This is a genomic window from Ruegeria sp. A4 (assembly GCF_056543025.1).
Genome location: NZ_JBQGAW010000002.1, coordinates 28,592 through 54,792 on the forward strand (window position 1 = coordinate 28,592; position 26,201 = coordinate 54,792).

Annotated in this window: 29 protein-coding genes; 23 read left to right on the forward strand and 6 right to left on the reverse strand. The window is 57.9% G+C overall.

Going from position 1 to position 26,201, the window contains the following annotated elements:
• Window positions 1-58: 58 nt before the first annotated feature.
• The 14 genes from ACR0E2_RS09375 (at window position 59) to ACR0E2_RS09440 (ending at window position 12,583) form a co-directional block, all read left to right on the forward strand.
• Window positions 59-193 carry a hypothetical protein gene (locus ACR0E2_RS09375; RefSeq protein WP_480446210.1) on the forward strand — a complete coding sequence of 45 codons (135 nt, stop codon included), beginning with the start codon at window positions 59-61 and terminating at the stop codon, window positions 191-193.
• A gap of 91 nt (window positions 194-284) precedes the next feature.
• Window positions 285-1,211, forward strand: a complete 927-nt coding sequence (locus ACR0E2_RS09380) for a hypothetical protein (protein ID WP_480446211.1) — start codon at window positions 285-287, stop codon at window positions 1,209-1,211.
• An 84-nt stretch (window positions 1,212-1,295) separates the two neighbouring features.
• Entirely contained in the window at window positions 1,296-2,252 is a 957-nt protein-coding gene (locus ACR0E2_RS09385; protein ID WP_480446212.1) for an AAA family ATPase, read from the forward strand.
• Entirely contained in the window at window positions 2,249-3,154 is a 906-nt protein-coding gene (locus ACR0E2_RS09390) for a DUF58 domain-containing protein (protein WP_480446213.1), read from the forward strand. The genes ACR0E2_RS09385 and ACR0E2_RS09390 overlap by 4 nt, the downstream gene beginning before the upstream one ends.
• Window positions 3,151-3,522 carry a hypothetical protein gene (locus ACR0E2_RS09395; protein ID WP_480446214.1) on the forward strand — a complete coding sequence of 124 codons (372 nt, stop codon included), beginning with the start codon at window positions 3,151-3,153 and terminating at the stop codon, window positions 3,520-3,522. The genes ACR0E2_RS09390 and ACR0E2_RS09395 overlap by 4 nt, the downstream gene beginning before the upstream one ends.
• Window positions 3,515-4,474 (forward strand): VWA domain-containing protein, encoded by a 960-nt coding sequence (locus ACR0E2_RS09400; RefSeq protein ID WP_480446215.1) that lies wholly within the window; start codon window positions 3,515-3,517, stop codon window positions 4,472-4,474. Before ACR0E2_RS09395 ends, ACR0E2_RS09400 begins: the two co-directional genes overlap by 8 nt.
• Complete coding sequence (locus ACR0E2_RS09405) at window positions 4,474-5,373, forward strand: vWA domain-containing protein (RefSeq protein ID WP_480446216.1); 900 nt, start codon at window positions 4,474-4,476, stop codon at window positions 5,371-5,373. Before ACR0E2_RS09400 ends, ACR0E2_RS09405 begins: the two co-directional genes overlap by 1 nt.
• Window positions 5,370-6,044, forward strand: coding sequence for a tetratricopeptide repeat protein (locus tag ACR0E2_RS09410; RefSeq protein ID WP_171232390.1), 675 nt, complete (start codon window positions 5,370-5,372; stop codon window positions 6,042-6,044). Before ACR0E2_RS09405 ends, ACR0E2_RS09410 begins: the two co-directional genes overlap by 4 nt.
• The gene (locus tag ACR0E2_RS09415) at window positions 6,041-7,231 is read left to right on the forward strand and encodes a hypothetical protein (RefSeq protein ID WP_480446217.1); all 1,191 of its coding nucleotides are present in this window, start codon (window positions 6,041-6,043) and stop codon (window positions 7,229-7,231) included. The genes ACR0E2_RS09410 and ACR0E2_RS09415 overlap by 4 nt, the downstream gene beginning before the upstream one ends.
• A 101-nt stretch (window positions 7,232-7,332) precedes the next feature.
• Entirely contained in the window at window positions 7,333-8,052 is a 720-nt protein-coding gene (locus ACR0E2_RS09420; protein WP_171118293.1) for a response regulator, read from the forward strand.
• A 9-nt stretch (window positions 8,053-8,061) separates the two neighbouring features.
• Window positions 8,062-9,219 (forward strand): FIST N-terminal domain-containing protein, encoded by a 1,158-nt coding sequence (locus ACR0E2_RS09425; protein WP_171205907.1) that lies wholly within the window; start codon window positions 8,062-8,064, stop codon window positions 9,217-9,219.
• Window positions 9,220-9,221: 2 nt separating this feature from the next.
• Window positions 9,222-11,477 (forward strand): hybrid sensor histidine kinase/response regulator, encoded by a 2,256-nt coding sequence (locus ACR0E2_RS09430; RefSeq protein WP_480446218.1) that lies wholly within the window; start codon window positions 9,222-9,224, stop codon window positions 11,475-11,477.
• A gap of 45 nt (window positions 11,478-11,522) precedes the next feature.
• Window positions 11,523-12,197, forward strand: coding sequence for a hypothetical protein (locus ACR0E2_RS09435; RefSeq protein ID WP_171229305.1), 675 nt, complete (start codon window positions 11,523-11,525; stop codon window positions 12,195-12,197).
• A 32-nt stretch (window positions 12,198-12,229) separates the two neighbouring features.
• The gene (locus tag ACR0E2_RS09440; RefSeq protein WP_171229304.1) at window positions 12,230-12,583 is read left to right on the forward strand and encodes a hypothetical protein; all 354 of its coding nucleotides are present in this window, start codon (window positions 12,230-12,232) and stop codon (window positions 12,581-12,583) included.
• A gap of 15 nt (window positions 12,584-12,598) precedes the next feature.
• Here ACR0E2_RS09440 and ACR0E2_RS09445 read toward each other — a convergent pair whose 3' ends face one another.
• Entirely contained in the window at window positions 12,599-13,411 is an 813-nt protein-coding gene (locus ACR0E2_RS09445; protein ID WP_480446219.1) for a quinoprotein dehydrogenase-associated SoxYZ-like carrier, read from the reverse strand.
• A 122-nt stretch (window positions 13,412-13,533) separates the two neighbouring features.
• Between ACR0E2_RS09445 and ACR0E2_RS09450 the strand changes: the two genes are divergently transcribed.
• On the forward strand, window positions 13,534-14,565 hold the full coding sequence (locus ACR0E2_RS09450; RefSeq protein WP_480446220.1) for a quinoprotein relay system zinc metallohydrolase 2: 1,032 nt from the start codon (window positions 13,534-13,536) through the stop codon (window positions 14,563-14,565).
• 5 nt (window positions 14,566-14,570) lie between these two features.
• Here ACR0E2_RS09450 and ACR0E2_RS09455 read toward each other — a convergent pair whose 3' ends face one another.
• Together ACR0E2_RS09455 and ACR0E2_RS09460 are read right to left on the reverse strand one after the other, a co-directional pair.
• Window positions 14,571-15,350, reverse strand: coding sequence for a pentapeptide repeat-containing protein (locus ACR0E2_RS09455; RefSeq protein ID WP_480446221.1), 780 nt, complete (start codon window positions 15,348-15,350; stop codon window positions 14,571-14,573).
• Between the two features lie 29 nt (window positions 15,351-15,379).
• Entirely contained in the window at window positions 15,380-15,994 is a 615-nt protein-coding gene (locus ACR0E2_RS09460; protein WP_171229300.1) for a hypothetical protein, read from the reverse strand.
• 165 nt (window positions 15,995-16,159) lie between these two features.
• On the opposite strand from ACR0E2_RS09460, the gene ACR0E2_RS09465 reads away from it, so the two are divergent.
• From ACR0E2_RS09465 to ACR0E2_RS09495, 7 genes are all read left to right on the forward strand, one after another.
• Complete coding sequence (locus tag ACR0E2_RS09465) at window positions 16,160-17,272, forward strand: S-(hydroxymethyl)glutathione dehydrogenase/class III alcohol dehydrogenase (RefSeq protein WP_480446222.1); 1,113 nt, start codon at window positions 16,160-16,162, stop codon at window positions 17,270-17,272.
• 1 nt (window position 17,273) lies between these two features.
• Complete coding sequence (fghA, locus tag ACR0E2_RS09470) at window positions 17,274-18,107, forward strand: S-formylglutathione hydrolase (protein ID WP_216601148.1); 834 nt, start codon at window positions 17,274-17,276, stop codon at window positions 18,105-18,107.
• Between the two features lie 55 nt (window positions 18,108-18,162).
• Entirely contained in the window at window positions 18,163-18,519 is a 357-nt protein-coding gene (locus ACR0E2_RS09475) for a c-type cytochrome (protein ID WP_480446223.1), read from the forward strand.
• Between the two features lie 134 nt (window positions 18,520-18,653).
• Complete coding sequence (locus tag ACR0E2_RS09480; RefSeq protein WP_171118316.1) at window positions 18,654-20,456, forward strand: methanol/ethanol family PQQ-dependent dehydrogenase; 1,803 nt, start codon at window positions 18,654-18,656, stop codon at window positions 20,454-20,456.
• Window positions 20,457-20,525: 69 nt separating this feature from the next.
• Window positions 20,526-21,029, forward strand: coding sequence for a c-type cytochrome, methanol metabolism-related (locus ACR0E2_RS09485; protein WP_480446224.1), 504 nt, complete (start codon window positions 20,526-20,528; stop codon window positions 21,027-21,029).
• Window positions 21,013-21,855: a substrate-binding domain-containing protein gene (locus tag ACR0E2_RS09490; RefSeq protein WP_371809338.1), complete on the forward strand. Its 843-nt coding sequence runs from the start codon at window positions 21,013-21,015 to the stop codon at window positions 21,853-21,855. Before ACR0E2_RS09485 ends, ACR0E2_RS09490 begins: the two co-directional genes overlap by 17 nt.
• Complete coding sequence (locus tag ACR0E2_RS09495; RefSeq protein ID WP_171640690.1) at window positions 21,852-22,406, forward strand: PQQ-dependent catabolism-associated CXXCW motif protein; 555 nt, start codon at window positions 21,852-21,854, stop codon at window positions 22,404-22,406. The genes ACR0E2_RS09490 and ACR0E2_RS09495 overlap by 4 nt, the downstream gene beginning before the upstream one ends.
• Window position 22,407: 1 nt before the next feature.
• Here the strand turns inward: ACR0E2_RS09495 and ACR0E2_RS09500 are convergent, their stop codons facing one another.
• From ACR0E2_RS09500 to ACR0E2_RS09510, 3 genes are read right to left on the reverse strand one after another with little or no spacing between them, the layout of a single operon-like run.
• Window positions 22,408-23,226: a quinoprotein dehydrogenase-associated SoxYZ-like carrier gene (locus tag ACR0E2_RS09500; RefSeq protein WP_480446225.1), complete on the reverse strand. Its 819-nt coding sequence runs from the start codon at window positions 23,224-23,226 to the stop codon at window positions 22,408-22,410.
• Window positions 23,223-24,167 carry a YncE family protein gene (locus tag ACR0E2_RS09505; RefSeq protein WP_480446226.1) on the reverse strand — a complete coding sequence of 315 codons (945 nt, stop codon included), beginning with the start codon at window positions 24,165-24,167 and terminating at the stop codon, window positions 23,223-23,225. Before ACR0E2_RS09505 ends, ACR0E2_RS09500 begins: the two co-directional genes overlap by 4 nt.
• On the reverse strand, window positions 24,154-24,693 hold the full coding sequence (locus tag ACR0E2_RS09510) for an SRPBCC family protein (protein ID WP_480446227.1): 540 nt from the start codon (window positions 24,691-24,693) through the stop codon (window positions 24,154-24,156). The genes ACR0E2_RS09505 and ACR0E2_RS09510 overlap by 14 nt, the downstream gene beginning before the upstream one ends.
• A 366-nt stretch (window positions 24,694-25,059) precedes the next feature.
• Between ACR0E2_RS09510 and ACR0E2_RS09515 the strand changes: the two genes are divergently transcribed.
• Window positions 25,060-26,193 (forward strand): ABC transporter substrate-binding protein, encoded by a 1,134-nt coding sequence (locus ACR0E2_RS09515; RefSeq protein WP_480446472.1) that lies wholly within the window; start codon window positions 25,060-25,062, stop codon window positions 26,191-26,193.
• The last annotated feature ends 8 nt before the right edge of the window (window positions 26,194-26,201 follow it).

Consider the following 26,201-nt stretch of genomic DNA (forward strand, 5'->3'; position numbering starts at 1 on the left):
ATTTCCTGATAGCATTGTTGAGCAAGGCCATCGGTTTAACAAATGTCTGGCAGAGCCAATGCTATGGTCTAAGTCCATCGATACTAAAATATCTGTCCTTGCGGGAATGGACCTGATCGACATGGCCGGCAATGTTCAATACTCGTCCGGCCGCTCTGCCCGGTTCAGCAGGTTGCTCAGCTGGCGGGCTTAACGGATCGCCATTCCCATCAAGGCGGGTCTCAAGAAATTTTGCGAGAGACCCGTATCCCAGATAGAATGCGCGTCACATTGAGAGGGGCTGAATGCGCTATCTGTTGTTGCAAGTATTGGCGATTGTCGCTTTTGCAGGCGCGCTTTGTGCAGAGAAGAGCGATTATATCGAACTTGCACAGAGAGGATGGGGGTATGAACTGCGGTCCACGATGCTGGGGCGGGACATGGCGATCCCCGTTCACATCAATGGCCGCGATCAGGCCGGTGCAGCCTTGTGCCTGGTCGGCGAAAAACCGCATCCGCAAACGCTTGTCGTTCTGGATACCTTTCGGGCGTTGCTGAAACACAGCTTCGGCCACCCGACGCCCATGCGCTACGCAGGCCCATCTGCGCGGGATTGTGGAACCGGTCGAACCGTGGTTTTGCGATTGTATTCCGGGTACCCTCCCAATCGGGACCTTTCGTCAGATATCGACTGGCTCAGCGAACTCCACCAGCTTGGTTTGCCTGCGGGTCGAAACTATGTGGTGACATCACCGGCGATGGCACAGACCTTTTTTGGTCATCGGGGGCAGGGGACCCATATCGTGGTGAAACAACCGGCGCATGATCGGCCCAGCAAGCTTGAAAGGGATTTTCACAAATCGATCCTGCTGGAAGAGCTGTTTCAGTCCTTCACCTTCGGCATGGACATCCTGCTATATGACAAATCGTCAGGGTTCTTGTCGAAGTTGCAGGAAACGCCGGTAAACTTGCAGCGCCTGCCTTGGAGTTCGCACGACTTCATGCGCGCATTGCTGGCTTCGAACCCAAGCGGTCTTTGTGCGTTTGACGTCTTTATGATGCATGCTGTCGCGCAGTCCCCGGTGGATCAAACCATAGACCCCGGCTTTATCGAATACATTGACGCCCAATATGATCGGCTATGGGCACAGGCGGACGAAACCCTCGCCAATCCCAGATTTGCAGCCCTTTTTGATGAAGGCTGCACCAATTCGGTTCGTGTGCCCAGGTAATACCATCTGACGTGTTTTGTCGGGCGGGTGACTCCGGGTAGCCTGAGCGCAGGCAATGCGCCCTCAGAGGCTATGGGAGGACATATGGATACGAGGCCTGAAAACCCGCCACGCGCCATTGCGGGATTGTCCGCGTATCTGTCGCAGGGGCTTATCGGTCACGCGCATCTGGTGGACTCCCTTTTGATCGCGCTGCTGGAAGGTGGCCATCTTCTTGTAGAAGGTCCGCCCGGGCTGGCGAAGACACGGGCGGTCAAATGGCTGTCAAACGCTGTCGAAGGCGGCTTTGCCCGTATTCAATGCACACCTGACCTGATGCCCTCTGATCTGACCGGAACGCCAGTCTACCAGCCTCAGGAAGGCCGCTTTGAGTTTGTTCCGGGGCCGGTGTTTCACACGCTGGTGCTGGTTGACGAGATCAACCGCGCGCCGCCAAAGGTGCAGTCTGCCTTGTTGGAGGCCATGGCAGAACATCAGGTTACGGTTGGTAATGAAACATACGCCCTGCCGGATCCCTTTCTGGTTGTGGCGACCCAGAACCCCATTGAACATGATGGAACCTTTCCCTTGCCCGAGGCGCAGTTGGACAGGTTTCTGCTGCATGTCATACTGACATTGCCGGATCTGGAAACGGAACGTGAGATCCTTGATCTGGTCATCGCCGAAACCCGGAATGGGCCTCCGGACGCGCAGCGGATGACGCTTGAGGAGCTGAAGATTGCCCGTGCCGAAGCCCAGTCGGTTCACGTCGCGCCAGAATTGCGGGACTATATCGTACGGCTTGTGCTTGCGACCCGTGAAGGTCCGTTTTCCGAATATATTGAACACGCAGTCTCGCCGCGCGGGTCATTGGCCCTGGCCTCGGCATCGCGCGCGCGCGCCTATCTGCGGGGCCGGGATTTCGCCCTGCCTGAAGATGTCGCCGCTGTTGCACCCGATGCGCTGGCCCACCGCATGGTGCTGACCTGGAGAGCCGTTGCAGATGGGAAAAAGCCGCGCGAGTTGGTGGCCGACATTCTGAATGCGGTGGAGCCGCTGTGACGGGGGTGCTGGCACATGCGGGGGTTCGCCTGACGACCGAGGCCTTGATTGCATTGCGGCATATCGCATTGACCGACCGTGGCAACCCGACAATGACGGCCCTGCCCGGAGGATTTCTGACCCGAAAGCGCGGGCAAGGCGTCGAGGTTGCAGATGTACGCGAATATGTGGACGGGGATGACATTCGTCATTTGGATCGCGGAACAACCGCCCGCACGGGGCGTATGCATATCCGGCAGTTTCAGGAGGAACAGGACCGCGTCGCCCTGTTGGTTGCGGATTTTCGTGCACCGATGTTCTGGGGCATCCAGCGGGCGTTTCTGTCAGTCGCTGCCGCCGAAGCCTTGACCCTGATCGGGTGGTTCATGGTTGAAAGCGGCGGGCGTGTTGGTCTTTTGGCGCTTACCGCCGGCGCACCCGTCATCGTACCGTTGCGAGGGAAAACGCGCGGAATGCTGGACGTGATCGGTGGCCTGGTTCAGGCTCATGCGCGCAGTCTGACCGCGCTGCAAAAAGGTGAGGATGAAAGCTGGACGCTGGAACAGGCACTTGCCGGCGTTGAGCGCCTGACGCCGACGGGGGCCGAGATTATCATCGCGTCTGGCTTCGATCAGCAGGGAGACGGTTTTTCGGACGTGCTGGGCCGGCTCGATCATCGCCGCACCCCCAGACTGCTTCTTGTGACCGAAAGCAAAGCGCATGAGATGCCAAGAGGCTGGTATCCGATCCGCCTTTCAGATGGGCGGCAAAAGCGGGTCTATCTGGCCCGGGCAGAGCCTTCCGGTGAACTTGCGTTTCAGAAGGTGGCAACACATCCTGCGCTTGTCCTGAATGCCAGTGACCCGGTCGAACAAACCTCTCGTCGCATTTCGTCGGTTTTCGCGGCAAGATATGTGGCATGAGTGAGAAAGCACTCTCTGAAGCCACGATGCTGGCCAGCCTGCGGGATATCCATTTGCCCGCCGAGGCCGCAGGCGGGGCGGTTGCGGAATACGCGGCTGTTCTTGGTATCGCGGCGCTGGCCTCGGTCGGCTGTGTCGCAATCTTGCGGTTGTTGAGTGTCAGGACCACAGCAAACAGGCGGCCGGATCCACCTGATCGATCTGTTGAACAACCGGGGTGGTCCTTGGATCGCCGCAGGGTGGCTCTTTTGCACAAACTGCGCGCTCAGAATCCGAAGCGTTATGCAGAGTTGACGGGTGATCTTTATCAACCCGGCGGCGAACCGGATCTGGCGACCCTGCAAGAGGAGGTCGCGGGTCGTGTTTGAGCTTGCTGACCCCTGGATCTTGCTGGCGCTGCCATTGCCTCTTGTCATCACACGTTTGGTCAAGCCGCGGCCGGTTTTCGAGCGGGGGTTCCCAGTTCCGGACCGCATAGGCGGATTGCTTATGGCGGCCAGCCCACAGGCTCAGGCCAGGACCCGGACTTTGGCGGACCTCCTGATTTTGTGGATCATATGGGGGCTCATGATTTTTGCACTGTCCGGTCCGCGCCAACTGCAACCCGTCAACGCCCTGAAAGTGTCCGGACGGGACCTTGCGATTGTTCTGGATCTTTCGGGATCTATGGTGCGGGAGGATTTTTATCTCGATGGGCACCAGATCACTCGTTTGCAGGCGGTGACACGCGTTGGATCCGAGTTCGCCCGACGCCGCGCCGGCGACCGGGTGGCCTTGATTGTTTTCGGATCCGAAGCCTATTTCGCCACGCCTTTCACTTTCGATACAGAGGCTGTCGCGCGACGGATCCAAGAGGCCACGATCGGTATCTCGGGCCGTGCGACAAACATATCCGATGGTCTGGGCCTTGCTTTGAAGCGCCTGGCCAACAGCCAGGCGGCGTCGCGGGTCGTCATTCTGTTGTCGGATGGGGTGAACAACGCGGGCGCTACGAATCCCGGTGGCGTGGCCGAACTGGCGGCCGAGATCGGGGTGCGGGTCCATACAATTGCTCTGGGCCCGAAAGACCTGCAAAGCGCCGAACCTGGTGAGCGCGGCGTCGTCGATACGACAACCCTGCGCGCCATTGCCGAAATTTCCGGCGGCGAAGCGTTTCGCGTCAAAACCACCGATGATCTTGTCGACGTGACTCAAGCCTTGGATCGGCTGGAAGCGACGGACAGCGCGGGCCTTACGGCCGAGGTCTACCGATCATTTTGGACCTGGCCCGCAGCAATGGCGGCAGCGCTTGCCCTGTTGGCGGCGTGGAGGCAAGCGTGATGATTGAGCTGGATGTCACTCTGCTCAGACCGGCCTGGGGGCTTTTGTTGCCCGTCATCTGCGGGGCAGGGTGGTGGTTGCTTTCCCGTGCCGGAGGGTTCGGAGCCTGGGACAAGATCACCGACCCGCAGCTTGTCCAGGCGATGGCCGCGATTGGCCGGATCGAAGGCGGCTCCTTCCCGGTTAAACCAGCCGCATTGCTTCTGACCGCCGGGATCGTCGCAATTGCCCTGACCGGCCCGGCAATCGAACGGCGCGACGCGCAGACCTATCGCAATCTGGATGGCGTATTGTTCCTTGTGGATGCATCAGACAGCGTGGTGGAAGACGACCGCTGGCCGCAACTGCTGAGCATGGGGCGTTTGGGTGTCAGTGCGCTTGGGTCCCGCCCCGGCGGCATCATCGTTTACGCGGGCGATGCCTATGTCGCCACGGATATGACCACCGATCACCGCCAATTGGGTCAAACGCTGTCGCTCATCGATGGACAGACCGTTCCGGACAAGGGATCGCGACCCGAACGCGCGCTGGCTTTGGCGTTGCAGCGGATGGAAGAGGCGGGCATCCTGGCCGGAGACGTCGTCCTATTCACTGACGAGGACGGGCTTGGATCACCCTCATTGCAGCAGGTCGCATTGCTTGCCGCACGAGGGGTGCGCGTGTCTTTGGTGTCGGTTCATCCCACGACTGCGCAAATCCAAACCCACGCCGCGCTCGGCGGTGGCGCTGTCTTCACTTTGGACCAGTCAGATGATCTGGCCAATTGGCTGGCAGATGATGCCGCAACCCGCTTGATACGGGCGGACTATCCGGTGCTGTTCTGGCATGATCTGGGGCGGTACATGCTGTATTTCGCACTGCTCCCCCTGCTGTTTTTGTTCTGGAGGGAAGGGGCATGAGATGGTTCGCGATTGCAGGTGCCACTTGTATTGCCGTTGCCTTTGCGCTGGGCGGCGCTGCCCCTTTTGGCCGCGTCGCATTGGCAATCGGTCTGTATCCAATGGCTGCAAAGCTGTTTTCCGACCCTGACTGGCAAGGTGTTGCCTTCTACCGTGCGGGCGTTTTTGACAAAGCGGCCAGTGCTTTCGAGCGCGCCGGGAACCAGTACAACCTTGGCAATGCTTACGCCCGGACCGGCCAATTGGCCGCCGCGCTGGAAGCCTATGATCAGGCCATGGCCAGGGGAAACCTGGATGCTCAGGCGAATTTCGATGTGCTGGCCGCCTATTACGCAGGGCAGCAGATCACCCCAGAGGCGTTGAGCCTTTTCCCCGAACGCAAATCCGGCCCCAAGGCCGACAGTTTTGTCGCGCGCGGGAATGCGCGGGCGGCGGGAACCGGCAGTGAGGTCACGAACGCGAACACGATGCTGGGATTGGCGGAATTGGACAGTCGCGGGCAACTGGGCGTGCGCCGTATCTTTGATGACAAGTTCATGGTTGCCGATCTGCGCTGGCTCAATCAGCTTTCCGATGTTCCGGGTGAGTTCATGGCGGCCAGGATCGCACACGAACACAAACGCCGGGAAAAGCTTGGTCTTTCGCCGCCAGAAGCGGAGAACCCGGAATGAAGTGGCTGTTTCTGCTTCTTATTGCATTTCCGATGCAGGTTTTGGCGCAGTCGAAAACAGTGCTGCCGTCCGAGGCGTTGATCGAAGTTGCCGTCGAAGACAATGCCCCGATTCCGTTCACCCAAGAGATGGTGCTGTTGACGATCCGGGGTGTCTATCGTCGGCACATCACGCGCGAAGAACTGATCCAACCCCGCTTGGATGGGTTCAGCTGGGCGCAACTGGGCCCGGACAGCTGGTCGGAACAAAGGATCAATGGCCGGAAATACAAAGTGTTCACCCGACGGATGGCGATCTATCCTGTCGAGGCAGGCAAACTTTCAATTGGTCCGTTTGTGCACAGGTTGACCCTGACAGACGAAAATGACGACTGGTTCGAACACGAGATTCAATCAGAGCCGCTGACCATTCAGGTGGCGCAAGCCCCGGCCACCAAGGAGTGGTGGTTTCCGGTTCGCAAATTGCAGATTTCGGATCAGTGGTCGAATTCGCCGGATCAACTTGCGCCGGGTGAGGGGGTCTTGCGCGTCATTCGACTGGAAGCCCTGGGCGCGACGCCCGAGATGATCCCGCCCATGCCCGAGTTGACCTCGCCTTCGGCCCTGATCTTCCCGCATCCTGAGAAACGGCTTGTCGAACTGACCCCGGAGGGGCCGGTCACCCATGCGTTCTGGCGCTGGACCATACGCCCCTCGAACGACACGTCCGGCATCGTTGAACCCTTGCAATTCAGTTACTTTGATACCGTGGCCCGTGAAACCCGAGAGGTCGTCATCTCACCACAACGCATTGCCTATGGCACGGCCATCGAAAACGCAGGCCTTGGCGGCGCAGAGGCAGATGCGCCACCAGCAACGCTGTTGGGTTGGCCAATGGCCGCAATCGCCATTGTCGTTTTTCTGGCCGGTTTGGGGTTGGGGCTGTCCGGTCACAAACTGGCCGTTTCAAGGGCACTGCGTCGCTTTGGGGTTTTTGACCCGTTGGCCCGGGAATTGCGACGCAGTGCAAGGGCTGGTCGCGCAGACAGGCTGCGGCAAGCGGCTTCTGCCATCCTGCGCCGCGACGGCCCTTCATCCAGTCGACTCAAACACATGCAAGACTTTGACAGGCAGTATTTTGATCCCAATGCTGCGGCGCCCGATTTGAACGCGTTTGCCAGGGTCTTCCTCAGGAACCAGACCGGCTGAGTCATCAAGCATTTGTTATCTATGGTATCTTTTGCATGTCTCAAAATGAAACAGTTGAACTGATCGGGAAATGCTGTAACTTTCCTGTCGGAGGAGAAGCAATGCACATTGCGGGATGCCCTAAACCGGTGGACCAGGTGTCCAGCGTGCTTATCGTGGATGATCATCCGCTGTTCAGCGATGCGTTGGCCGCGGCATTGCAGCTGAGTTTCGAGAACTGCCGAATTGAAAAAGCCAACACGCTGAAGCAGACACTTGAAATACTTGGCGCAGGCTTCAAGCCCGATCTGATCATGTTCGATCTGAAATTGCCGGACGTAACGGGTATCTCGGGTTTTCAGCAGCTACGGCAGCGCTGTCCGAATGCGCCGGTTCTGGTGATATCATCCCTGGCATCCGGAGAGCTGGTAAGATCTTTGCTGGACCACGGTGCGATGGGGTTTCTGCCGAAAGATACGCCGGCGCAAACCCTGAAACACGCCATTCAGGAGATCACCTCTGGGCGGAGATACGTACCCACCGAATACAACCGCGTCGAAGAGCTGAAGCCCTCCGAAAGCACCGTCTACCAATCCAGCCCCGAGCTTTCATCACTGACGCCACAGCAGGTCAAAATTCTCAAGCTTATCTGCGTGGGCCAATCCAACAAACAGATTGCCTATGAGCTGTCGTTGGCAGAGGCGACGGTCAAGGCGCATATCACCGCTTTGCTGCGCCGCCTTGGGGTGCGCAACCGGACCCAGGCCGCTGTTCTGGTCGACTCGGTTGTCGCCAGACAGTCGCGACACGAACCGGAGGTCAAATCCTTTCTTCAACACTAGGGGGGACACATGCGGGATCTGGAGCATGAACCAAATTTCATTGCGATTGGCCGTTCCGATGATTTGGACCCGACGACCGCCGTTGAAGAAGCCTGCGCGGAAATCGATAGTCTGTCGTCCTGCTTTGTCCTGGCCTTTGTCCCCAGCACTCTTGACCCGGCAGAGGTGTCACGTTGCCTGAACAGAAGACTTGCGGGTGTTCCAGTCTTTGGCTGCACCACCGCAGGTCAAATCACGCGATCGGGTTATGAATCGCATGCGCTTTTGCTGTTGGCCTTTCCAAAGTCCAACTTTCGGTGTTCGTCCATTTTGTTCGAGTCGCTCAGGCCGCTCAATTCAATGGAGATCGCTGCCGCAGCGCAGCGACTTGCCGAAAGATTCCGCCACACGGCGGGGTGGAACAGGCTGGCGCTGGTGTTTACGGATGGATTGTCCAAGCAGGAAGACTTGCTGGTTTCAACGCTGGAAACCGTTCTGGATGGATTGCCGATATTCGGCGGCTCTGCCGGGGATGGCCTTCAATACGAAGAGACGTTCGTTTTTCACGGTGGCAGCGCGCACAACAATGCTGCCGTCCTGTTGCTGATTGAAACCAACCTTGGTTTTCAGGGTATCGGTTTTGATCATTTCCTGCCCATCGGGTCAGAGATCATAATCACCGACGCCAACCCGGAAGAACGGGTGGTGTATGAGATCAACGGGGCGCCGGCAGCGCAGGAATATGCACGACTGGTCGGGTGCGCGGCCGAAGATCTTTCGCCACTGGTATTCGCGGAAAACCCGCTGCTTCTCAGGCAGAACCTCAATTACTATGTGCGTGCCATTCGTGAACCGATGGAGGGGGGATCCCTGTCTTTTCTCGCGGCGATCGATGACGGCCTTATCATGACACTGGGGCGCGGGAAGGAGATCATTGAAACGCTCGAAGCTGGACTGAATGTGCGCGACAACACCGGCGCGGCCCCGGATTTCATTCTTGGGTTCGACTGTATTCTGCGGAAACTCGAAATCGAACAGAAGCAGTTGAGCAAACAGGTTTCGGATGTTTTGCAATCCCACCGGGTGGTTGGCTTCAACACCTACGGAGAGCAGCAATCCGGCGTACACATGAACCAGACCTTTGTAGGGGTCGCTTTCTTTGAACCCGAAAAGCGGGAACTGAGCTGACCATGCTTAATCCGGACGACCCGCCAGAGATCCAGATATCCAAACAGGCCAAGATCATTGATGCGCTGATGCGGCGCGCCAACCGTCAGAAAGATGTAGGCCCGTCCGCCTTTCTGGCGTTTCAATCGGCGATAGAGTTGCAGCAGCAGGTGATGAAGCAGAGTCGCGATCTGGAACGCGCGACCACCGAACTTGAAAGCGCCAGGTACGAACGCGAACAAACCCGCAAGAGCCTCGTCAAGGCCCTGTCTTCCATGGAAGAAGGGTTTGCGCTGTTCACGGATGGTGAATTGAACCTGTGCAACGAGCTGTTTCAGGCGATCTTCCCTGATATGTCCGATATTGTCGGGCCCGGCCTCAGCCTGGGTCGGTTTTTTCTGTTGGTGCAGAACAGCCCCGAATTCGTATCGTCCGACAATGGCATATCGAAAATGCTGGATACGCTTGAGCGCAATTGCCATACCGGGATGGTGTCCAGCGACGTGATCGAACTGATTGGGGATCGTTGGTATCAACTCAGCGCACAATACACGTCGCCTCAGAATGTGGTCATTCTGTTGACCGATATCACATCCGTTGTTCGCAGAAACCGTGATGAGAAAGAAACCCTTATTGACCGTCAGGAGGACTACCTTCAGGCGGTTTTCCAAAACATGAGCTCAGGCGTTTGCACGTTTTCATCAGATACGAAGATCATGATGCACAATGCGCGGTTCAGGGAAATACTGAACCTGCCGCTTTCCGTCTTGCAGGCAAATATGCCAGTGCAAACGCTTTTGGATTTGATGCGGGCGCGTGGGTTGATCAAGGCCGATGATGAACTCAGGATCGGCAAATGGCAACACGAGCTGAAAAGCCGTGGCTGGTTACGCAAACGTGTGCGCGACGGATCAGACCGCGTATTGGACATTCAGGTCAACCAGCTGCCGGATGGTGGTTTTCTGGTCGAACTGAAAGACGTAACGTTTGAGGCACGCGCGACCGAAACCCTGGAAAACCGGGTAATGGAACGCACGGCAGAGTTGACCCATGCCAACGCCAAGCTGGTTCAGGAATACGAAGAAAAAGCGCGGGTGGAAGAGGCGCTGCGGATTGCAAAGGAACGCGCCGAAGCTGCGGTTTCTTCCAAGACACGATTTCTTGCGGCCGCCAGCCACGATCTGCTTCAACCGATCAATGCCGCAAAACTCATGATCTCGACCCTGCTGGAGATCACGCGTGAAACCGAGCTTCATGAGATGATGGAGCGGTTGGACGGTGCGTTTGGATCTGCTGAACAACTGCTGCACTCATTGCTGGATATATCGCGGCTTGAAACCGCTGACCCGGACACGGTCTCACCGACAGAAGTTAGCCTTGCTACGATGATTGTAGGGATACAGGGCGACCAAACGCTGGTGGCCGAGAGCAAGAATGTGACGCTTGATGTGGTTCCGTGTTCGGAAATCGTGAAATCCGACCCGGTCTATCTGTTGCGCTCGATCCAGAATTTGGTCGTGAATGCCATCCAGTATACCGAACCGGGTGGTCGGGTTCTGGTGGGGTGCCGCAGGCGCGGCGACAAGGTCATTTTGCAGGTCTGGGATACGGGTATCGGGATCGCACGCAAAGACCAGGAACGCGTGTTCGAGGAATTCACGCGGGCCGAAAACGTGCCATTGGGGTCCGGCATGGGGCTGGGTTTGTCCGTCGTGGACCGCGCCTGCCGGTTGTTGGGTCATAAGCTGTCGCTGCGGTCCAAACCTGGCATAGGTTCGGTGTTCAGCATAGAGATGGACAGGGTCGAAACCGGGCCAAGCACCATCGAACCCTTGGATCTTCTGGCCAATACGGGCGACGTGCCGTTGGATTTCATCATTCTGGTGATTGAAAACGACCGTGACGTTCTTTTTGGAACAACGCAGTGGCTGGAACAGAACGGCGCCAGTGTTCTGCCGGCCCGGTCACCGAAAGAAGCGCTGCAATTCACAAAAGACATAGGAATGCCCCCGGATATCATTCTGGCCGACTATCAATTGGATGATGGGGAAACTGGCGTGATGGCCATTCACCGGATCCGAGAGATGACGCAGACTCAAGTTCCGGCGATCCTGATCACGGCTGATCGCAGCGAAGCGTTGCGCAAAGACGGATTGCGGCATGAAATTTCGGTTATGGCGAAACCGGTCAAGCTGCCTCGGCTGCGGTCTTTGATCTTCTGGAAAATACAGAATGCCCTGCACGCGCAAACGCTCAACACCGACAAAAGTCGGCGATGACATGGGGCGATTTGCCCATACTCTCATCCTTGGGAGGGCCAGGTTATGAGAAGGCTTCTTTGCGGCATCGCCGTTTTGTTTCTGAGTTTGAATGCCGTTTCCGCGGCATCGGTTGATGCCGAGCAAGCCTATGATTTGCTGTTCCAAAATGGCGTTTTGGACACAATCGAACGTGACAAGGAGTTGATTTATCAACGTACCGTCACAAACCGGATAAGACCCGATGCGGCGGAACGTGATAGTGGTCTTATCTCTCTCAGTTTTTCGGATGACGGGAACGAGATGGCCCATCTGGAATTTCGCCAAGATGACAAACACCGCGCCATGGGTGTTTTTCCGGCCAGCGTCGGCAATCCGATGATCATGGTTTTCTATGAAAGCGCCATACGGGATATGGCCGAGTCCGCCGGAGGCAGCCCGTTTTACATCCGAAATCGTATCAAGGATGCGCTGGTTCAACCTGCCGAGATCGTCGAGGGCGAGGCGGCGATTGGTGGCAAAACCATCCCCGTTCGGACCATTTTCATGCGTCCTTTCGCCGAGGATCCGAACCGCGACCGGATGCAAGGGTTCGGAGACCTGGTTCTTCGCGTCACGGTGTCCGAAGAGGTCCCGGGCTGGTATCTGAGCCTTGTGGCGGAAGCTGTTTCCGAACGTGACGGCACGGCCGTTTATCGATCGGAAATGCGGTTTGAAGGAATGCAGGAGGGTCGCGAATGAAAACGCCAGGCCAAATTAGGGAACGCGGCCGCATGACCTTTAAAGCGCTGGTCGCGGGCATTCTGGCAGCGCCCATTGCAGCGTCAGCACAAAGCGTTGCGGATCGGCTCAATGACTACCCGACCGCGGCGCGCGCGGATTACGTGTTTGCATGCATGGTCACCAACGGTCAAACCCGCGAGATGCTGGACAGGTGCTCATGCTCGATCGATTTGATCGCTTCGATTCTGCCGTATGAGCAATACGAACAGGCGGAAACGGTTCTGTCGATGCGCCGGGTCGGAGGAGAGCGTATGGCGTTTTTCAAAAGCGCGGTGCTGGCCGAAAACATGGTGGCTGACCTGCGCCGGGCGCAGGCCGAAGCCGAGGTTGTCTGTTTCCGATAAACGCAGGCTCGTCCGTCAGCTGGCCGTAGCTTTGGGTAGGTCTTTTTCGAACGTGTTGCCCTCGGTATCCGTTGCCTTGACCGTCAACATGGTCGAGCCGTTGTCATTGTAGGCAAAACGGAAAGCCGGGTTTTCCGAGATCGAGATGCCGCCATCCATCGTGAACAGCAACTCATCCCCCTGCCAGACTTCGATATGGTCGATGAAATGCGCGGGGATGAACAGTTGCGTGACCTGGTCGCGTTGCAGGCCGGAATAGTTCGGGTGGCGGATCATGATTTGAGCTTCTCGGCGTGATGTTGAAATCTGCGCCTCTTCCCCAAAGCTGCGCAGCTTCATCTTGCCCATGGACGCCAATGCGACCTCTGGGTCTTTGCTGGCCGGTGCCGAACAGCCGCCCGACGCTTTGACAAACCGGCCTGTCATATGAAGCCCGTCAGGCGTTTCAGCGATCACGCGGACATTCGAATATTGGTTCACGCGAACGCGCATCTCGAAATCCAACTGACCCATGGCCGGTGAAAAGCTGAAGACGCCTGCGATCGGCGCCGGGTTTTCGTCGATAACGACGGTGGCAGCGGAAATCCGGGCATCGGGATCAAGCTGTTTCAAAACGATCGGCACCGTTGCGGCATCATGCGCCCGGTAAGGGGCGTCCAGCGCAAGCAGCGTGTCCGCGTTCCCGATCTGGGCGTCGCCCACGACATCGTATTGCAGGTCCTTCCAGGTTTCGCTGTCGACCAGCGGATTTTTGATCGGCTGCTGTGCCCATGCCGGCAGGGACAGCGCAAGAGAAAGGATCGCTGCGGGTGCTAGTGCTTTGGCCATGGTGTCTCCTCCGGCAACCGGTGGCCGAGAATGTGCCACAAAATGCGGGGAAAATACATGCCGACGAAAGGCGCGGTGGTTCGGGCAGAGATCTATGCCAATGTTCCGGTCGGAGGGCTGCCATGTTTGAAGCCGTGATTTTGCTATGCGCGCAGGTTGCGACAGAGCCTTGCAGAGAACGACTTTTGCCGGGTTACGAAGCCCGATCCCAGGCTGAATGCGAGCAGAAGCTGATAACAAATCCTCCGCCGCTGTCGGATTGGCGTAGCGGCACGCCTTTTTGCCAACCCATTGGCCAGGCTCTGGAATTTGAAGAAGCTGCGCCCGGTCTGTTCGTGCATCGCGGCTTGATAGCGGAACCCGACGCGGACAATCTGGGCGACGTGTCCAATATCGGGTTTGTCATTGGCCAGGACAGTGTCGCCGTGATTGACACGGGAACGGCACCATGGATAGGCGAGGCTGTCTGGCGGGCCATTCGGGCCGAGACGGACAAGCCGGTCAGTCACGTAATTTTGACTCACATGCATCCCGATCACACATTGGGCACAGAGCCTTTGGCCCTTTCAGGTGCGCAGGTTGTCGGCCATGTGGGGCTGGAGCGAGCGTTGCTGGACCGGTTGGGCAACTATGTCGAAAGCCTGAGCGCCGCGATCGGCGAAAGCGCCTATGTGGGCGTCGGGCCGATTTCCGTCGACATCGCCGTCGAAACCACGCACGAGATTGATCTGGGCGGGCGTAAACTGATCCTGCGGGCCTGGCCCCGGGCACATACCGGGAATGACTTGACCGTAATGGATGCAAACACCGGCGTCATGTTCACCGGCGATCTTGTATTTCACCGGCACACCCCGGCATTGGATGGTCAACTGATAGGCTGGCAACGCGTCTTGAAACAGATGACCGGGCTTGAGGTCACCCAAATCGTGCCGGGCCATGGTGGGCCGATCCTGGCGTGGCCTGAAGGTGCCGAGGATATGATGCGCTATTTGAACGTGCTGGAAAGCGACACGCGCGACGCAATCGACAGTGGCCAGCGGTTGGGGGATGCGGTTGAAACGATCGCTCAGGAAGAAGCGGTGCACTGGGACTTGTTTGACACCTACAACCCGCGCAATGCAACGGTCGCATTCACCGAACTTGAATGGGAATAGCCCGGTCAGCGAATGGCCCGATCCAGGTTTTTCGCTTCGTTCAGATTGGCCTGATCTGCGCCCTGAACATCAGTCAGCCGCGTTGCCGTCAAATCGGCATTCGTAAAATCGGCACCGGACAAAGTGGCCCCTGTCAGGTCAGCCCCGCCCAATGTGGCCATCGACAAATCGGCATTGGTGAAATTGGCGTTGGGCAATTTGGCAAATTCCAGATCGGCGCGGGACATTTGCGCATCAGTGAAATCCACGTCCGATCCACGAGCCGAGGACAGAACTCCGCGCATAAGCCCCATGGATTGGTTGCGCATGTCGGCCGAAAAATCCGCCCCTTTGAATACTGCCCGGTTCAGATTGGCCTTGGTAAAATCGGCGGCTGTTCTGGCGTTTGTGAAATCCGTATCGCTCAGATTCGCCTGGCTGAGCTGAGTCTGGAACAGCTCGGCCCCGACAAGAGATGCGCCTGAAAGGTTGGCGCCGATCATCCAGGATTGGCTGAGAATCGCGCCGTCCAGAGTCGATCCCGACAAATTGGTGCCGTTCAATGATGTCGCTCGCAGGATCGCGTTGCTGAAATCCAACCCGGACAAGTCGAGATTGTTCAGCCAGACCCGGGTGAAATCGGCGGGCGCGTCGGCCGTTGCAGCCGCAAGCCGGGCCACGACATCGGCGCGGGTCATTTGCGCTTGGGTCATTTTGGGCAGGGTCATGTCAACGCCGCTGAGCGGGGACTGGCCCAGGGCCGAGAGGGGCGACAGCGTCAGAAAGATGATCAATACGTGTTTCATGTGCCCCTCCTTGCCCCGAGGCCGCTGCGTCAACCCTGGTCTGAGGTCAATTGTTGCAGCATTTGCGAAATCGCGAACAGGCGCCGCTCGATGATTTGCGGCGTTTCACACAGATAGGTGATCGAGCGTTGACGGTCAGAATAGATCAGCTGATCCCAATCCAGCTGCTCTTCCAGGGCGTCAACGCGGTCATAGTCGGGCGGGTCGGAGGACAGGGCTTGGTCCATTTCCACCCTGGCCAGATCAATCTTTTCGGCCAGATCGATCTGCTTGAGCGAAAACTCTCCGATCCCCGCGATGATGTGCTTGCGCCTTTTGGACAAGGTGTCAAAGACGCGCTGGAACACCTGACCCAGAATATCCGGATCCCCGTTGTGCCGCGCGGCGAACTCTGCAACCTGGGGCCGAAGGTCTTCCAGTTCGATCCGCCTCAGGGCCAACAGCCCGGCGATTTCGTCGATGTCGGTACTGTTTTCAGCGGTTTCGCCGTCAACAACCTGATACGGCCACATGAGGCCCAGCGACAGGTCCTCGACCTTGCGCTGAATGCACGGCCACGTTGGATCGGAGAAATCCGCAGCCAAGCCAGGGCCAGCCGCACCCAGACAGGCCAGCGCCAAAACAATCAGCTTGCCGTTTGACATCACAGCTTTCCTCCACGCGGACATCATGCATGAAATGTGCGCGCGAAGTCCATTCAGCCCAATACACACCATTGTCTTAATTGTTTGCACGTGGTGCTCGCCCCCATACTCGACCCAAGCTGCCGGACTGCGGTTGATTCCGGTGCCATGGGAGGACAGACGGAGATGAGAACACGCGCGGCGGTTGCTGTGGCGGCAGGCCAACCTCTGGAAATCATGGAGGTTGAGCTGGATGGCCCGAAAGCAGGTGAAGTCCTGATCGAGGTCAAGGCGACCGGTCTATGTCATACGGATGAGTTTACCCGTTCCGGAGATGACCCCGAAGGGATTTTCCCTGCAATTCTGGGCCATGAAGGTGCCGGGGTCGTTCTGGAGGTCGGGGAAGGCGTTACCAGCCTTGCCGTCGGGGATCACGTGATCCCGCTGTACACACCAGAGTGCCGCGAATGCGAATATTGCCTGAACCCCAAGACGAACCTGTGTCAGAAAGTGCGGGCGACTCAGGGTGCCGGTCTGTTGCCGGATGGAACGACGCGGTTCAGCATGTTGGATGGCACACCGATCCACCACTACATGGGCTGTTCGACTTTTGCCAATCACACCGTTGTGCCCGAGATAGCGTTGGCCAAGGTGCGCAAGGATGCGCCGTTTGACAAGATTTGTTACATCGGCTGCGGCGTGACCACCGGCATCGGGGCCGTCATCAACACCGCCAAGGTTGAAATTGGTTCGCGTTGCGTGGTCTTTGGTCTGGGCGGAATCGGCCTGAACGTCATTCAGGGCTGTCGCATGGCGGGCTGTGATCAGATCGTTGGTGTCGACTTGAACGACGGAAAGGCCGAAATGGCGACTCATTTCGGTATGACCGATTTCGTGAACCCCTCGAACGTCAGTAGTGATATCGTGGCGCATCTGGTCGAACTGACCGGCGGCGGTGCGGATTATACCTTTGACGCGACCGGCAATGTCGGCGTGATGCGGACCGCTTTGGAATGCGCACACAAAGGTTGGGGTGAAAGCATCATCATCGGTGTGGCACCCGCTGGCGCCGAGATTTCGACGCGTCCGTTCCAGCTGGTCACCGGCCGGTCATGGCGCGGAACCGCGTTCGGCGGTGCCAAGGGCCGGACGGATGTTCCGAAGATCGTGGATTGGTACATGGCCGGGAAGATCGAGATCGACCCCATGATCACGCACAAGCTGACGCTTGATGAAATCAACCACGGCTTTGACCTGATGCACCAGGGTAAATCGATCCGCGCGGTCGTGGAGTACTGACATGGGTTTGAAGGTTATCTCGCAAAACCGCAGTTTCGGAGGGGAACAGACCGTGTACTCCCACTCGTCCGAGACCTGTGATTGCGAGATGACCTTTGCCGTCTACCTGCCGCCTCAGGCCAAATCCGGCCCGGTGCCGGTGTTGTGGTACTTGTCCGGCCTGACCTGCACCCATGAAAACGCGATGACCAAAGGTGGATTTCAGGAGGCGGCCGCGGACTACGGTGTCGCGGTTGTGTTTCCCGATACGTCCCCGCGTGGCGACAATGTTGCCGATGATGACGCCTATGACCTGGGGCAGGGGGCCGGGTTCTACGTGAACGCCACCCGGGACCCGTGGCGGGCCCATTTCAGGATGTATGACTACATCGTCGACGAACTGCGCGACATAGTACTGAAGAATTTCCCCGTTCAGGATCGCCACGGGATCACGGGCCATTCCATGGGTGGACATGGTGCGATTACGATCGCGATACGCAACGCCGACAAATTCGGGTCTCTTTCGGCTTTTGCGCCGATTGCGCACCCGACGCGGTCGGATTGGGGCCGCAAGCAGCTCAGCAGCTATCTGGGTGACGACGAAAACACTTGGGTCGCGCATGACGCCACGCTGCTGCTGGAAGAGCACGGCTGGAAAGGTGACCTGCTGATCGATCAGGGCGCGGATGATCAGTTCCTTGATCTGCTCAAACCCGAAGCTCTGGCCAACATGATGGCAAAGCGCCGCCAGCCCGGACAGATCAGAATCCAGGAGGGGTATGACCATTCGTATTTCTTCGTGAACAGTTTTGCGCGCGACCATGTCGAATGGCACGCGGAACGTCTCAGCCAATGAAAATAACAAGGAAAGATTGATAGTGATCAGAACGGTATTCGCAGCAACCTGCCTCATGCTTGCCCCCGCCTTCGCAAGTGCCGATGGCGACCCCGAAGCGGGTGAGAAGGTCTTTCGCAAGTGCAAGGCCTGCCATGCGGTGGGCGAGGGGGCTGAAAACAAGGTGGGGCCGGTGCTGAACGGCATCGTTGGACGTCAGGCCGCAACCGTCGAAGGGTTTGGCTATTCACCGGTGTTGATTTCGCTGTCCGAAGAAGGGCTGGTTTGGACGCCCGAAGAACTGGACGCGTTTCTGACGAAACCGCGCGACTATGCGAAGGGGATCAAGATGACCTTCGCCGGGCTGCGAAAAGAGGACGATCGGGCCAACATCATCGCATATCTTGCGACCTTTGAGGACAACGGGTCGTAAGAGATCGCATTGCTCTCCCACCTATGCGACCGGAAAACCGTCGGTCGGGGCGAGCATCAACAGACACCGTAATCCGACCTGGGTGAGGTGTTGCAATGCAGAGAGAGATCGCTGCACGAAAGGGAGGAGATTGAATGAAAAATCTATCGCTTTGGACCTCCGGGATTGCCATTGCACTGGCCACCACGGCCTATGCAAATGACGACCTGGTTGCCCAGATGGAGAACGCGAAACAATGGGCGATCCAGACGGGTGACTACAAAAATCAGCGCTATTCCGAACTGGATCAGATCAACGCAGACAATGTAGGTGATCTGCAAGTGGCCTGGACCTTCTCGACCGGTGTTCTGCGCGGGCACGAGGGTTCACCGCTGGTGATTGGTGACATGATGTATGTCCACACGCCGTTCCCGAACATTGTCTATGCTCTGGATCTGGCAAATGAGGGCAAAATCGTCTGGAAGTATGAGCCCAAGCAGGACCCGGACGTGATTCCGGTCATGTGCTGTGACACGGTGAACCGCGGTGTGGCCTATGCGGATGGCAAGATCTTCCTGCATCAGGCCGACACCAAGGTTGTGGCGCTTGATGCCAAGTCCGGGGATGTCGTCTGGGAAGTCCAGAATGGCGACCCGGCGATTGGTGAAACCAACACAGCCACGGTGTTGCCAATCAAGGACAAGGTCATTGTCGGCATCTCGGGTGGCGAATTCGGTGTGCGCGGGTCAGTTACGGCCTATGACATGAACTCGGGCGAGCAGGTCTGGCGGGCCTATTCCATGGGGCCGGATTCGGACATTCTTGTTGATCCGGAAAAAACCACCCATCTGGGTAAGCCGGTTGGCGCGGACTCGGGTACAAACACCTGGGAAGGCGATCAGTGGAAGATTGGCGGCGGCACCACATGGGGCTGGTATTCTGCGGATCTGGACGAGAACCTGATGTACTACGGCACGGGTAACCCATCGACCTGGAACCCGGCGCAGCGCCCGGGTGACAACCGCTGGTCCATGACCATCATGGCGCGTGACATCGACACCGGTATGGCAAGATGGTTCTACCAGATGACGCCGCATGACGAGTGGGACTATGACGGCATCAATGAAATGATCCTCACCGAACAGGAAATTGATGGCGAGCAGCGCAAGTTGCTGACCCATTTCGACCGCAACGGTCTGGCTTACACCATGGACCGCGTCACGGGTGAACTGCTGGTGGCCGAAAAATTCGACCCGGTTGTGAACTGGACAACTGGCGTCGACATGGATCCCAACAGCGAAACCTATGGCCGCCCGGCCGTGGTTGCGCAGTATTCGACGGAACAGAACGGCGAGGACGTGAACTCGACCGGTATCTGCCCGGCGGCTTTGGGCACCAAAGACCAGCAGCCGGCGTCGTATGACCCGAACCTTGGTCTGTTCCTCGTGCCAACGAACCACGTTTGCATGGACTACGAGCCGTTCCGTGTCAGCTACACCGCCGGTCAACCCTATGTGGGCGCGACGCTGGCGATGTATCCTGCACCGGATAGCCACGGTGGTATGGGTAACTTCATCGCCTGGGACAACATCAAAGGTGAGATCAAGTGGTCTATACCCGAGCAGTTCTCGGTCTGGTCGGGTTCGCTGACCACCGCAGGAGGCGTCACCTTCTATGGTACACTAGAAGGTTACATCAAGGCGGTGAATACCGAGACAGGTGAAGAACTTTACAAGTTCAAAACACCCTCTGGTATCATCGGCAACGTGATGACGTACGAGCAAGGTGGCAAGCAGTATATCGGCATCCTGTCAGGTGTCGGTGGCTGGGCCGGTATTGGTCTGGCGGCTGGTTTGACCAACCCGAATGACGGGCTGGGCGCCGTGGGTGGCTATGCCGCACTCAGCGACTATACCGCGCTGGGCGGTCAGCTCACCGTGTTCGCATTGCCGAACTAAGCCAAAGATCTGGCCGGCGCGGTTCAATCGGACCGCGCCGGTTTTCACTTGAAAAGAAACGAGCGTTCCATGAACCATTCTGTACGTCTTCTGGCATCAATTCTTGCATTGTGCCTTCCTGTTGCCGCCATTGCTGACAATCTGACAGTCGCGTATTCCGAAGATGGACGGTATTACACCGAAGACGATATCCCGACATTCAACGTGGCCGAGGATGGAACCGTGGACTGGATGACATTTTCAGGCTTCCGGCGCTATCACGCAGAATGCCATGTCTGTCATGGCCCGGATGGCGAGGGCTCGACCTATGCGCCGGCTCTGAAAAACTCAGCGTTGGAAATGGATTATTACGACTTCGTTGATATCGTCACCAATGGCCGCCAGGTGGTGAACGCCGCTGAAAACTCGGTGATGCCGGGATTTGGCGACAACCCGAATGTGATGTGCTTTCTTGATGATATCTATGTATATCTCAAAGCCCATGGATCGGGCGCGATCCCGCGTGGCCGCCCTCCCAAGAAAGAGGCGAAATCTGACGTGATCCGCGAGGATGAAGATGCGTGTATGGGCTAAGGCCTGCCTGCCGATTTTCGGACTTTGCGTCTGGCTTTGTCAGGCAGTGCCCGTGTCGGCGCAGACGTCTGACCTGGTTTCAAGAACGGCTTTTCGCGTTTGTGCGGATCCAGCCAACTATCCCGTGTCATCCAAGGATGGATCGGGATATGAAAACAAACTGGCCGAATTGATTGCCGAAAAGCTGGAACTGCCCGTGCAATATGTCTGGTTTCCGCAGGCGACAGGCTTCATACGGAACACGCTGGCCGCCAAACGTTGCGATGTGGTGATCGGTTATGCGCAAGGTCATGAGCTGGTGCAGAACACCAACCACTACTACACGTCCGCCTATGCGCTGATCGTGCCGATGGACAGTGATCTGGCCCAGGTGGACAGGCTGAACGATCCCATGCTCAAAGGGAAACGGATCGGGATCGTGGCGGGTACACCGCCTGCGGCTCATATGGCGCGGAACGGGCTGATCGGGCAAGCCAAGCCTTATAACCTCTTCGTTGACCGACGTGTGGAAAGCCCGGCCATCGACATGCTGGATGACCTGCAAACAGGTGAGATCGATGCGGCCATTCTTTGGGGCCCGCTGGGCGGACCATTGGTCAAGGCGGACTATCCTGATTTCAAGGTGATCCCACTGGTCAAGGAAGAGCTGCCGCCGCGCCTGTTCTATCGCATCACCATGGGCGTGCGGCAGGGTGAGAAGGTATGGCAGAGACAGCTGAATTCCCTGATCCGGCGCAACCAGGACGAGATCAATTCGTTATTGGCCGAGGCCGGTGTTCCCTTGGTGAATGATCTGGGGACAGAGGTTCTGGACCTGTCGCAATGATACGGACAACGGTGGCAATTGCGTTGATCTCGACTGCCGCAATAGCGCAGACAGTACCCGAACCAGGTGATTATCGCATGGACCACTACCGCGCGCCGGTGCCGGATCAGATAACCGGCGGGACGGTCATCGGCCCGGAAGAGGCGCACGGCCTGTGGCAGGAACAAAGCGTCGCGTTCATCGACGTTTTGCCGCAGCCGCCCAAACCGGCCAATCTGCCTGAAGGCACGATCTGGCGCGACAAGCCGCGCGACAGCATTCCGGGATCACTGTGGTTGCCCAATGTCGGCTACGGCGCAATTGCCGATGTTACGGCAGACTATTTTCGAACCGGCCTAGAAGCCAGCACCAATGGCGATATCAACCACGGTCTCGTGTTCTTTTGCTTGGAAGATTGCTGGATGAGCTGGAATGCCGCCCGACGCGCAATCGAATGGGGATACACCAAAGTTTATTGGTTCCCGGAAGGTACCGACGGCTGGGCCTTGTGGGGCTATCCGCTGGAACGGGTAAAGCCAGCCCCAGGCCAACCCGTTGCCGGAGGCGGCTGATCTAAAAACCCGCCAGTTTTTTGTGTAAATGACTGACCGTGCCGTCCGTGTCCGTCATGGTCACGTCAACCGCTTGCGCCCTGCTTGGAACGGAAATGCCGACCCTTGGATTTTCGGACAGTGAAATCGACCCCGTCATCTGGACATACCCCGCGCCATCAAGATCGATATCCACGGTCTCTACATATCGCATCGGAATGAACAGCAGGGAAATCTGATCCATCTGCATACCGGAATGCGACGGGTGATCAATGTTCAGATCCATCTTGTTGGCCCGATCCGCCCCAAGGCTGGACAATCGTGTCCGCGTGTTCAACCCAGGGACGCGGCCCACCAGTTCGGCCTCCATCGTTCCAAGGTTTGCCAACGCCAGTTCCGGATCAGTTCCGGGAGGTGCCGCGCAGGCGCCAAGACCCGAGGTTTTGACAAAAGTTTCCGATACCCAAAGGCGGCCATCCGTGGTTTCGGCGATGACATGCATCGGCGTCGGGCCGTTCACGCGCATGGTCACGTCGAAGTAGAAACTCGGCAATGGTTGTTCCAACTCGAACACGGCAGAAACCGGCATCGGGTTTTCGTCCAGCACCAAAGTCACCTTGGCCACTTTCGTCCCCCGAGGGGCCGCAACCTGAGCCGCCAGTTGAGCCCGCGCATCGTCGGGCGTGCGATAGGGGGCATCAATCGCGATGAACGCATCTCCGTTTTGCATCGGTCGGTCGCCATACAACATCGCTCGGACATTTTCCCATGCCTCGTTGGATGCCCAAACCGGAGCCGCCAGCACACAGAACAGGACTGCAATCAGATGAGAAACTTTCATGGTCGTCCTCCTTGCAGGAACCTGCCAAAGGCACGGGGCCCATCACAGGTTTCCATTGTTTCTAACACCGACAGTGCCTGCGGGTCCACGATGCTGACGGTGTTGTCGAACCAGTTTGCGATGACCAGAAGATCTTCGCCCGCCGTCGCATCAATGCCTTCGGGGTATTCTCCAACATCAATCACGCCCTCATGTTCGAGCGTCGCCAGAGATATGACGCTGAGCGTATTGGCATATTGGTTCGTGACGAACGCCCGGCCGTGGGCGAAGGCGATGCCGTAAGGGCGTTCTCCGACCGGGACCGTTGCGAGGACGGAGCCGGTTTCCGCATCGACCACGCTGACATCATTGCTGCCGACATTGCCGACGAACAGACGCCCATCCGGGTCAAAACGCAGCCCGAAGGGGCGTGATCCAACCGGGCTGCGGTGCAGAGGCTGAAGAGTGTCGGAATCGAAAACCGACACCTGGTCCGCGTCCTTGTCGGCCGACGCCAGAAAACGCCCGTCTTTTGATATCGCAATACCCGCCGGGGCGGCTCCGGTGGGCAACTCGGATTGAACTTTCAGAGTTTCACTGTCCAGCACCCACAGTCGGGAGTTGTACCAGTCCGAGACGAAAACCCGCCCGCGATCCTGATCCAGTGCGATTCCAATCGGCCCCCCTTCAAGCGTGACTTGTGCGATCGTTTCACCGGTCTTGGCAGACAGACGCCTGACCATCTTGCTGTCCGGGGATACGGTGAACAGCGTTTCATCCAGACCAACCGCCACACCCGCAGGCTTGCCAGGTAGGGGCCAGCGGGCCGTTTCCTGCATCCGTGCAAGATCCACCCGGCTCAGTTCCTCACCGTTCTGACAGGTGATGAATGCTGTCTGTGCCAGTGTCGGGCTGCCAGAGAGCGCCAAAAACAACATCAGCGCGTGGCTAACTTGCCGCACCGAACCGCTCGATCAACGCGTCGAGACCCGCCTGATAGACGCCGGTCACGGCGGCAATGGCGGCTTCGTCATTCAACTCGGCCGGAGGATCGTTGTTTGGATACCCGCGATAGAAGGCACCGCGCCATTCGATGATCGAACCACCTCCTTCGCGCGGTTTTACCGTCAGATGCGACGAATAGTTGGTGACTGGCAGCACCTCTACCGCGACCTCGGTGATCCGGTAGGAGTAGCTCATTTTCTCTGCGCTGTACTTATACAGAATTTCATTGATCGTCGGACCGCCTTCTTGGCCAAGTGTCAGCAATCGGGTCGCATCAATCTTATTGCCGCCATTTCCTTCGGTCGCAAACACAGCCGGATGCCACGACATGTCATCAAAGTTCCCGACAACGGCCCAGACTTCTTCTGGTGAGGCTGCGACCTCGGCAGTCAGCGTGATTTTCTGCCGGGTCGGCCCGTGGGCCCAAACCAGACCCGGAACCAGCAGAGCGGCGGTTGCGGCAAGAAGAAATCGTCGATTCATTCCATGTCCTCCCTGAATGCGCAAAGCGTTGGCACACGCTGCGCGCTCGCGGCGTTTCTTCTGTCAGACCTGACATGCGAGCGCACCTCGCTGGTCACCCGCGACACCCTATGAAAAATCGGCGGGTGTCGCGGGAAACCGCAGCAAGATCAACCGTATACGCGCATTCTTATAAAATAAGAATCGAGCTCAATGATGAAGCTGATAGGCTTTGTTTTACAACACGGCCAAAAGTATCGGTTCCGTTTTTCGGGGCGCTATGCCCCGGATGTTTCAACCTGAACTCTGACTTTCAGGCAACGGGAGGACATCTTGAATATTCGCCTGCTGCCGCTGCTTGCGGCGCTTCTTTGGTGTGCATCCGCGATGACCGCGGCGGCGCTGGATGTAAAGGCTGCGGTGCTGCGGATCGACTATCCGTCGCTTCTGCCGATCTCGCGTTATGATCTGAAACCGGACGACCTGGGATTTGCCGGTGCCGCGCTTGGGGATGAGGATAACGGAACCACGGGCGGATTTCTGGGACATACATACGAGACCGTCACGATGGCCGTTCCGCCGGAAGAGGCTGACGCCGCAATGGACCAGATCCTTGCCGGAGGCGTGCGCCTGATCGTCCTTTTGGCCAAAGCCCCTGACATGTTGCGCCTGACGGACAAGGCGGCAGAGTCCGGGGCGCTTGTTTTCAACGTGTCTGCACCTGATGTCGATCTTCGCGACGCAAACTGCCGGGGCAACCTGCTTCATATCGCCCCGTCCCGCGCCATGAAGGCCGATGCGGTCGCACAGTTTGCCGTCTGGAAGAAATGGGGCGACTGGTTCCTGTTGGCGGGATCCAACCCCGAGGACGTCCAGCTTGCGGACGCGTATCGCCGCGCAGCCAACAAGTTCGGCGCGAAGATTGCAGAAGATCGAACCTTCGCGGATACCGGGGGATCTCGTAGAACGGATTCCGGTCATGTCCTTGTTCAACGCCAATTGCCGTTGGACACGCAGGATGCGCGAGACCATGACGTTGTGATTGCCGCGGACGAAACCGATTATTTCGCGCGCTATCTGTCCTATCACCTTTGGACCCCGCGCCCCGTGATGGGGTCAGGCGGCTTGCGCCCAACGACGTTTCACGGCGCGCATGAGGCATGGGGCGCGACCCAGTTCCAGACCCGTTTCGAGGATCTGACAGGCCGCTATGTCCGCCCCGAAGACTACAACACCTGGCTTGCACTGCGCGTGATCGGCGAGGCCGTGACCCGTGCCAGTACGGCAGAGGCCGAAGGTGTTCGGGGTTATGCTCTGTCGGACGAGTTTGAGCTTGCCGCATTCAAAGGACAGAAAGTGACCTTCCGCGATTGGAACGGTCAGTTGCGTCAGCCGATCCTTCTGTATGACGGGTCGATCACTGTCAGCGTCAGCCCGCAAGAGGGGTTTCTGCACCAGGTCTCACCGCTTGATACGATGGGGTTGGATCGGGCGGAATCCAGCTGTCGCGCATTTGAGTAACCGGAGGT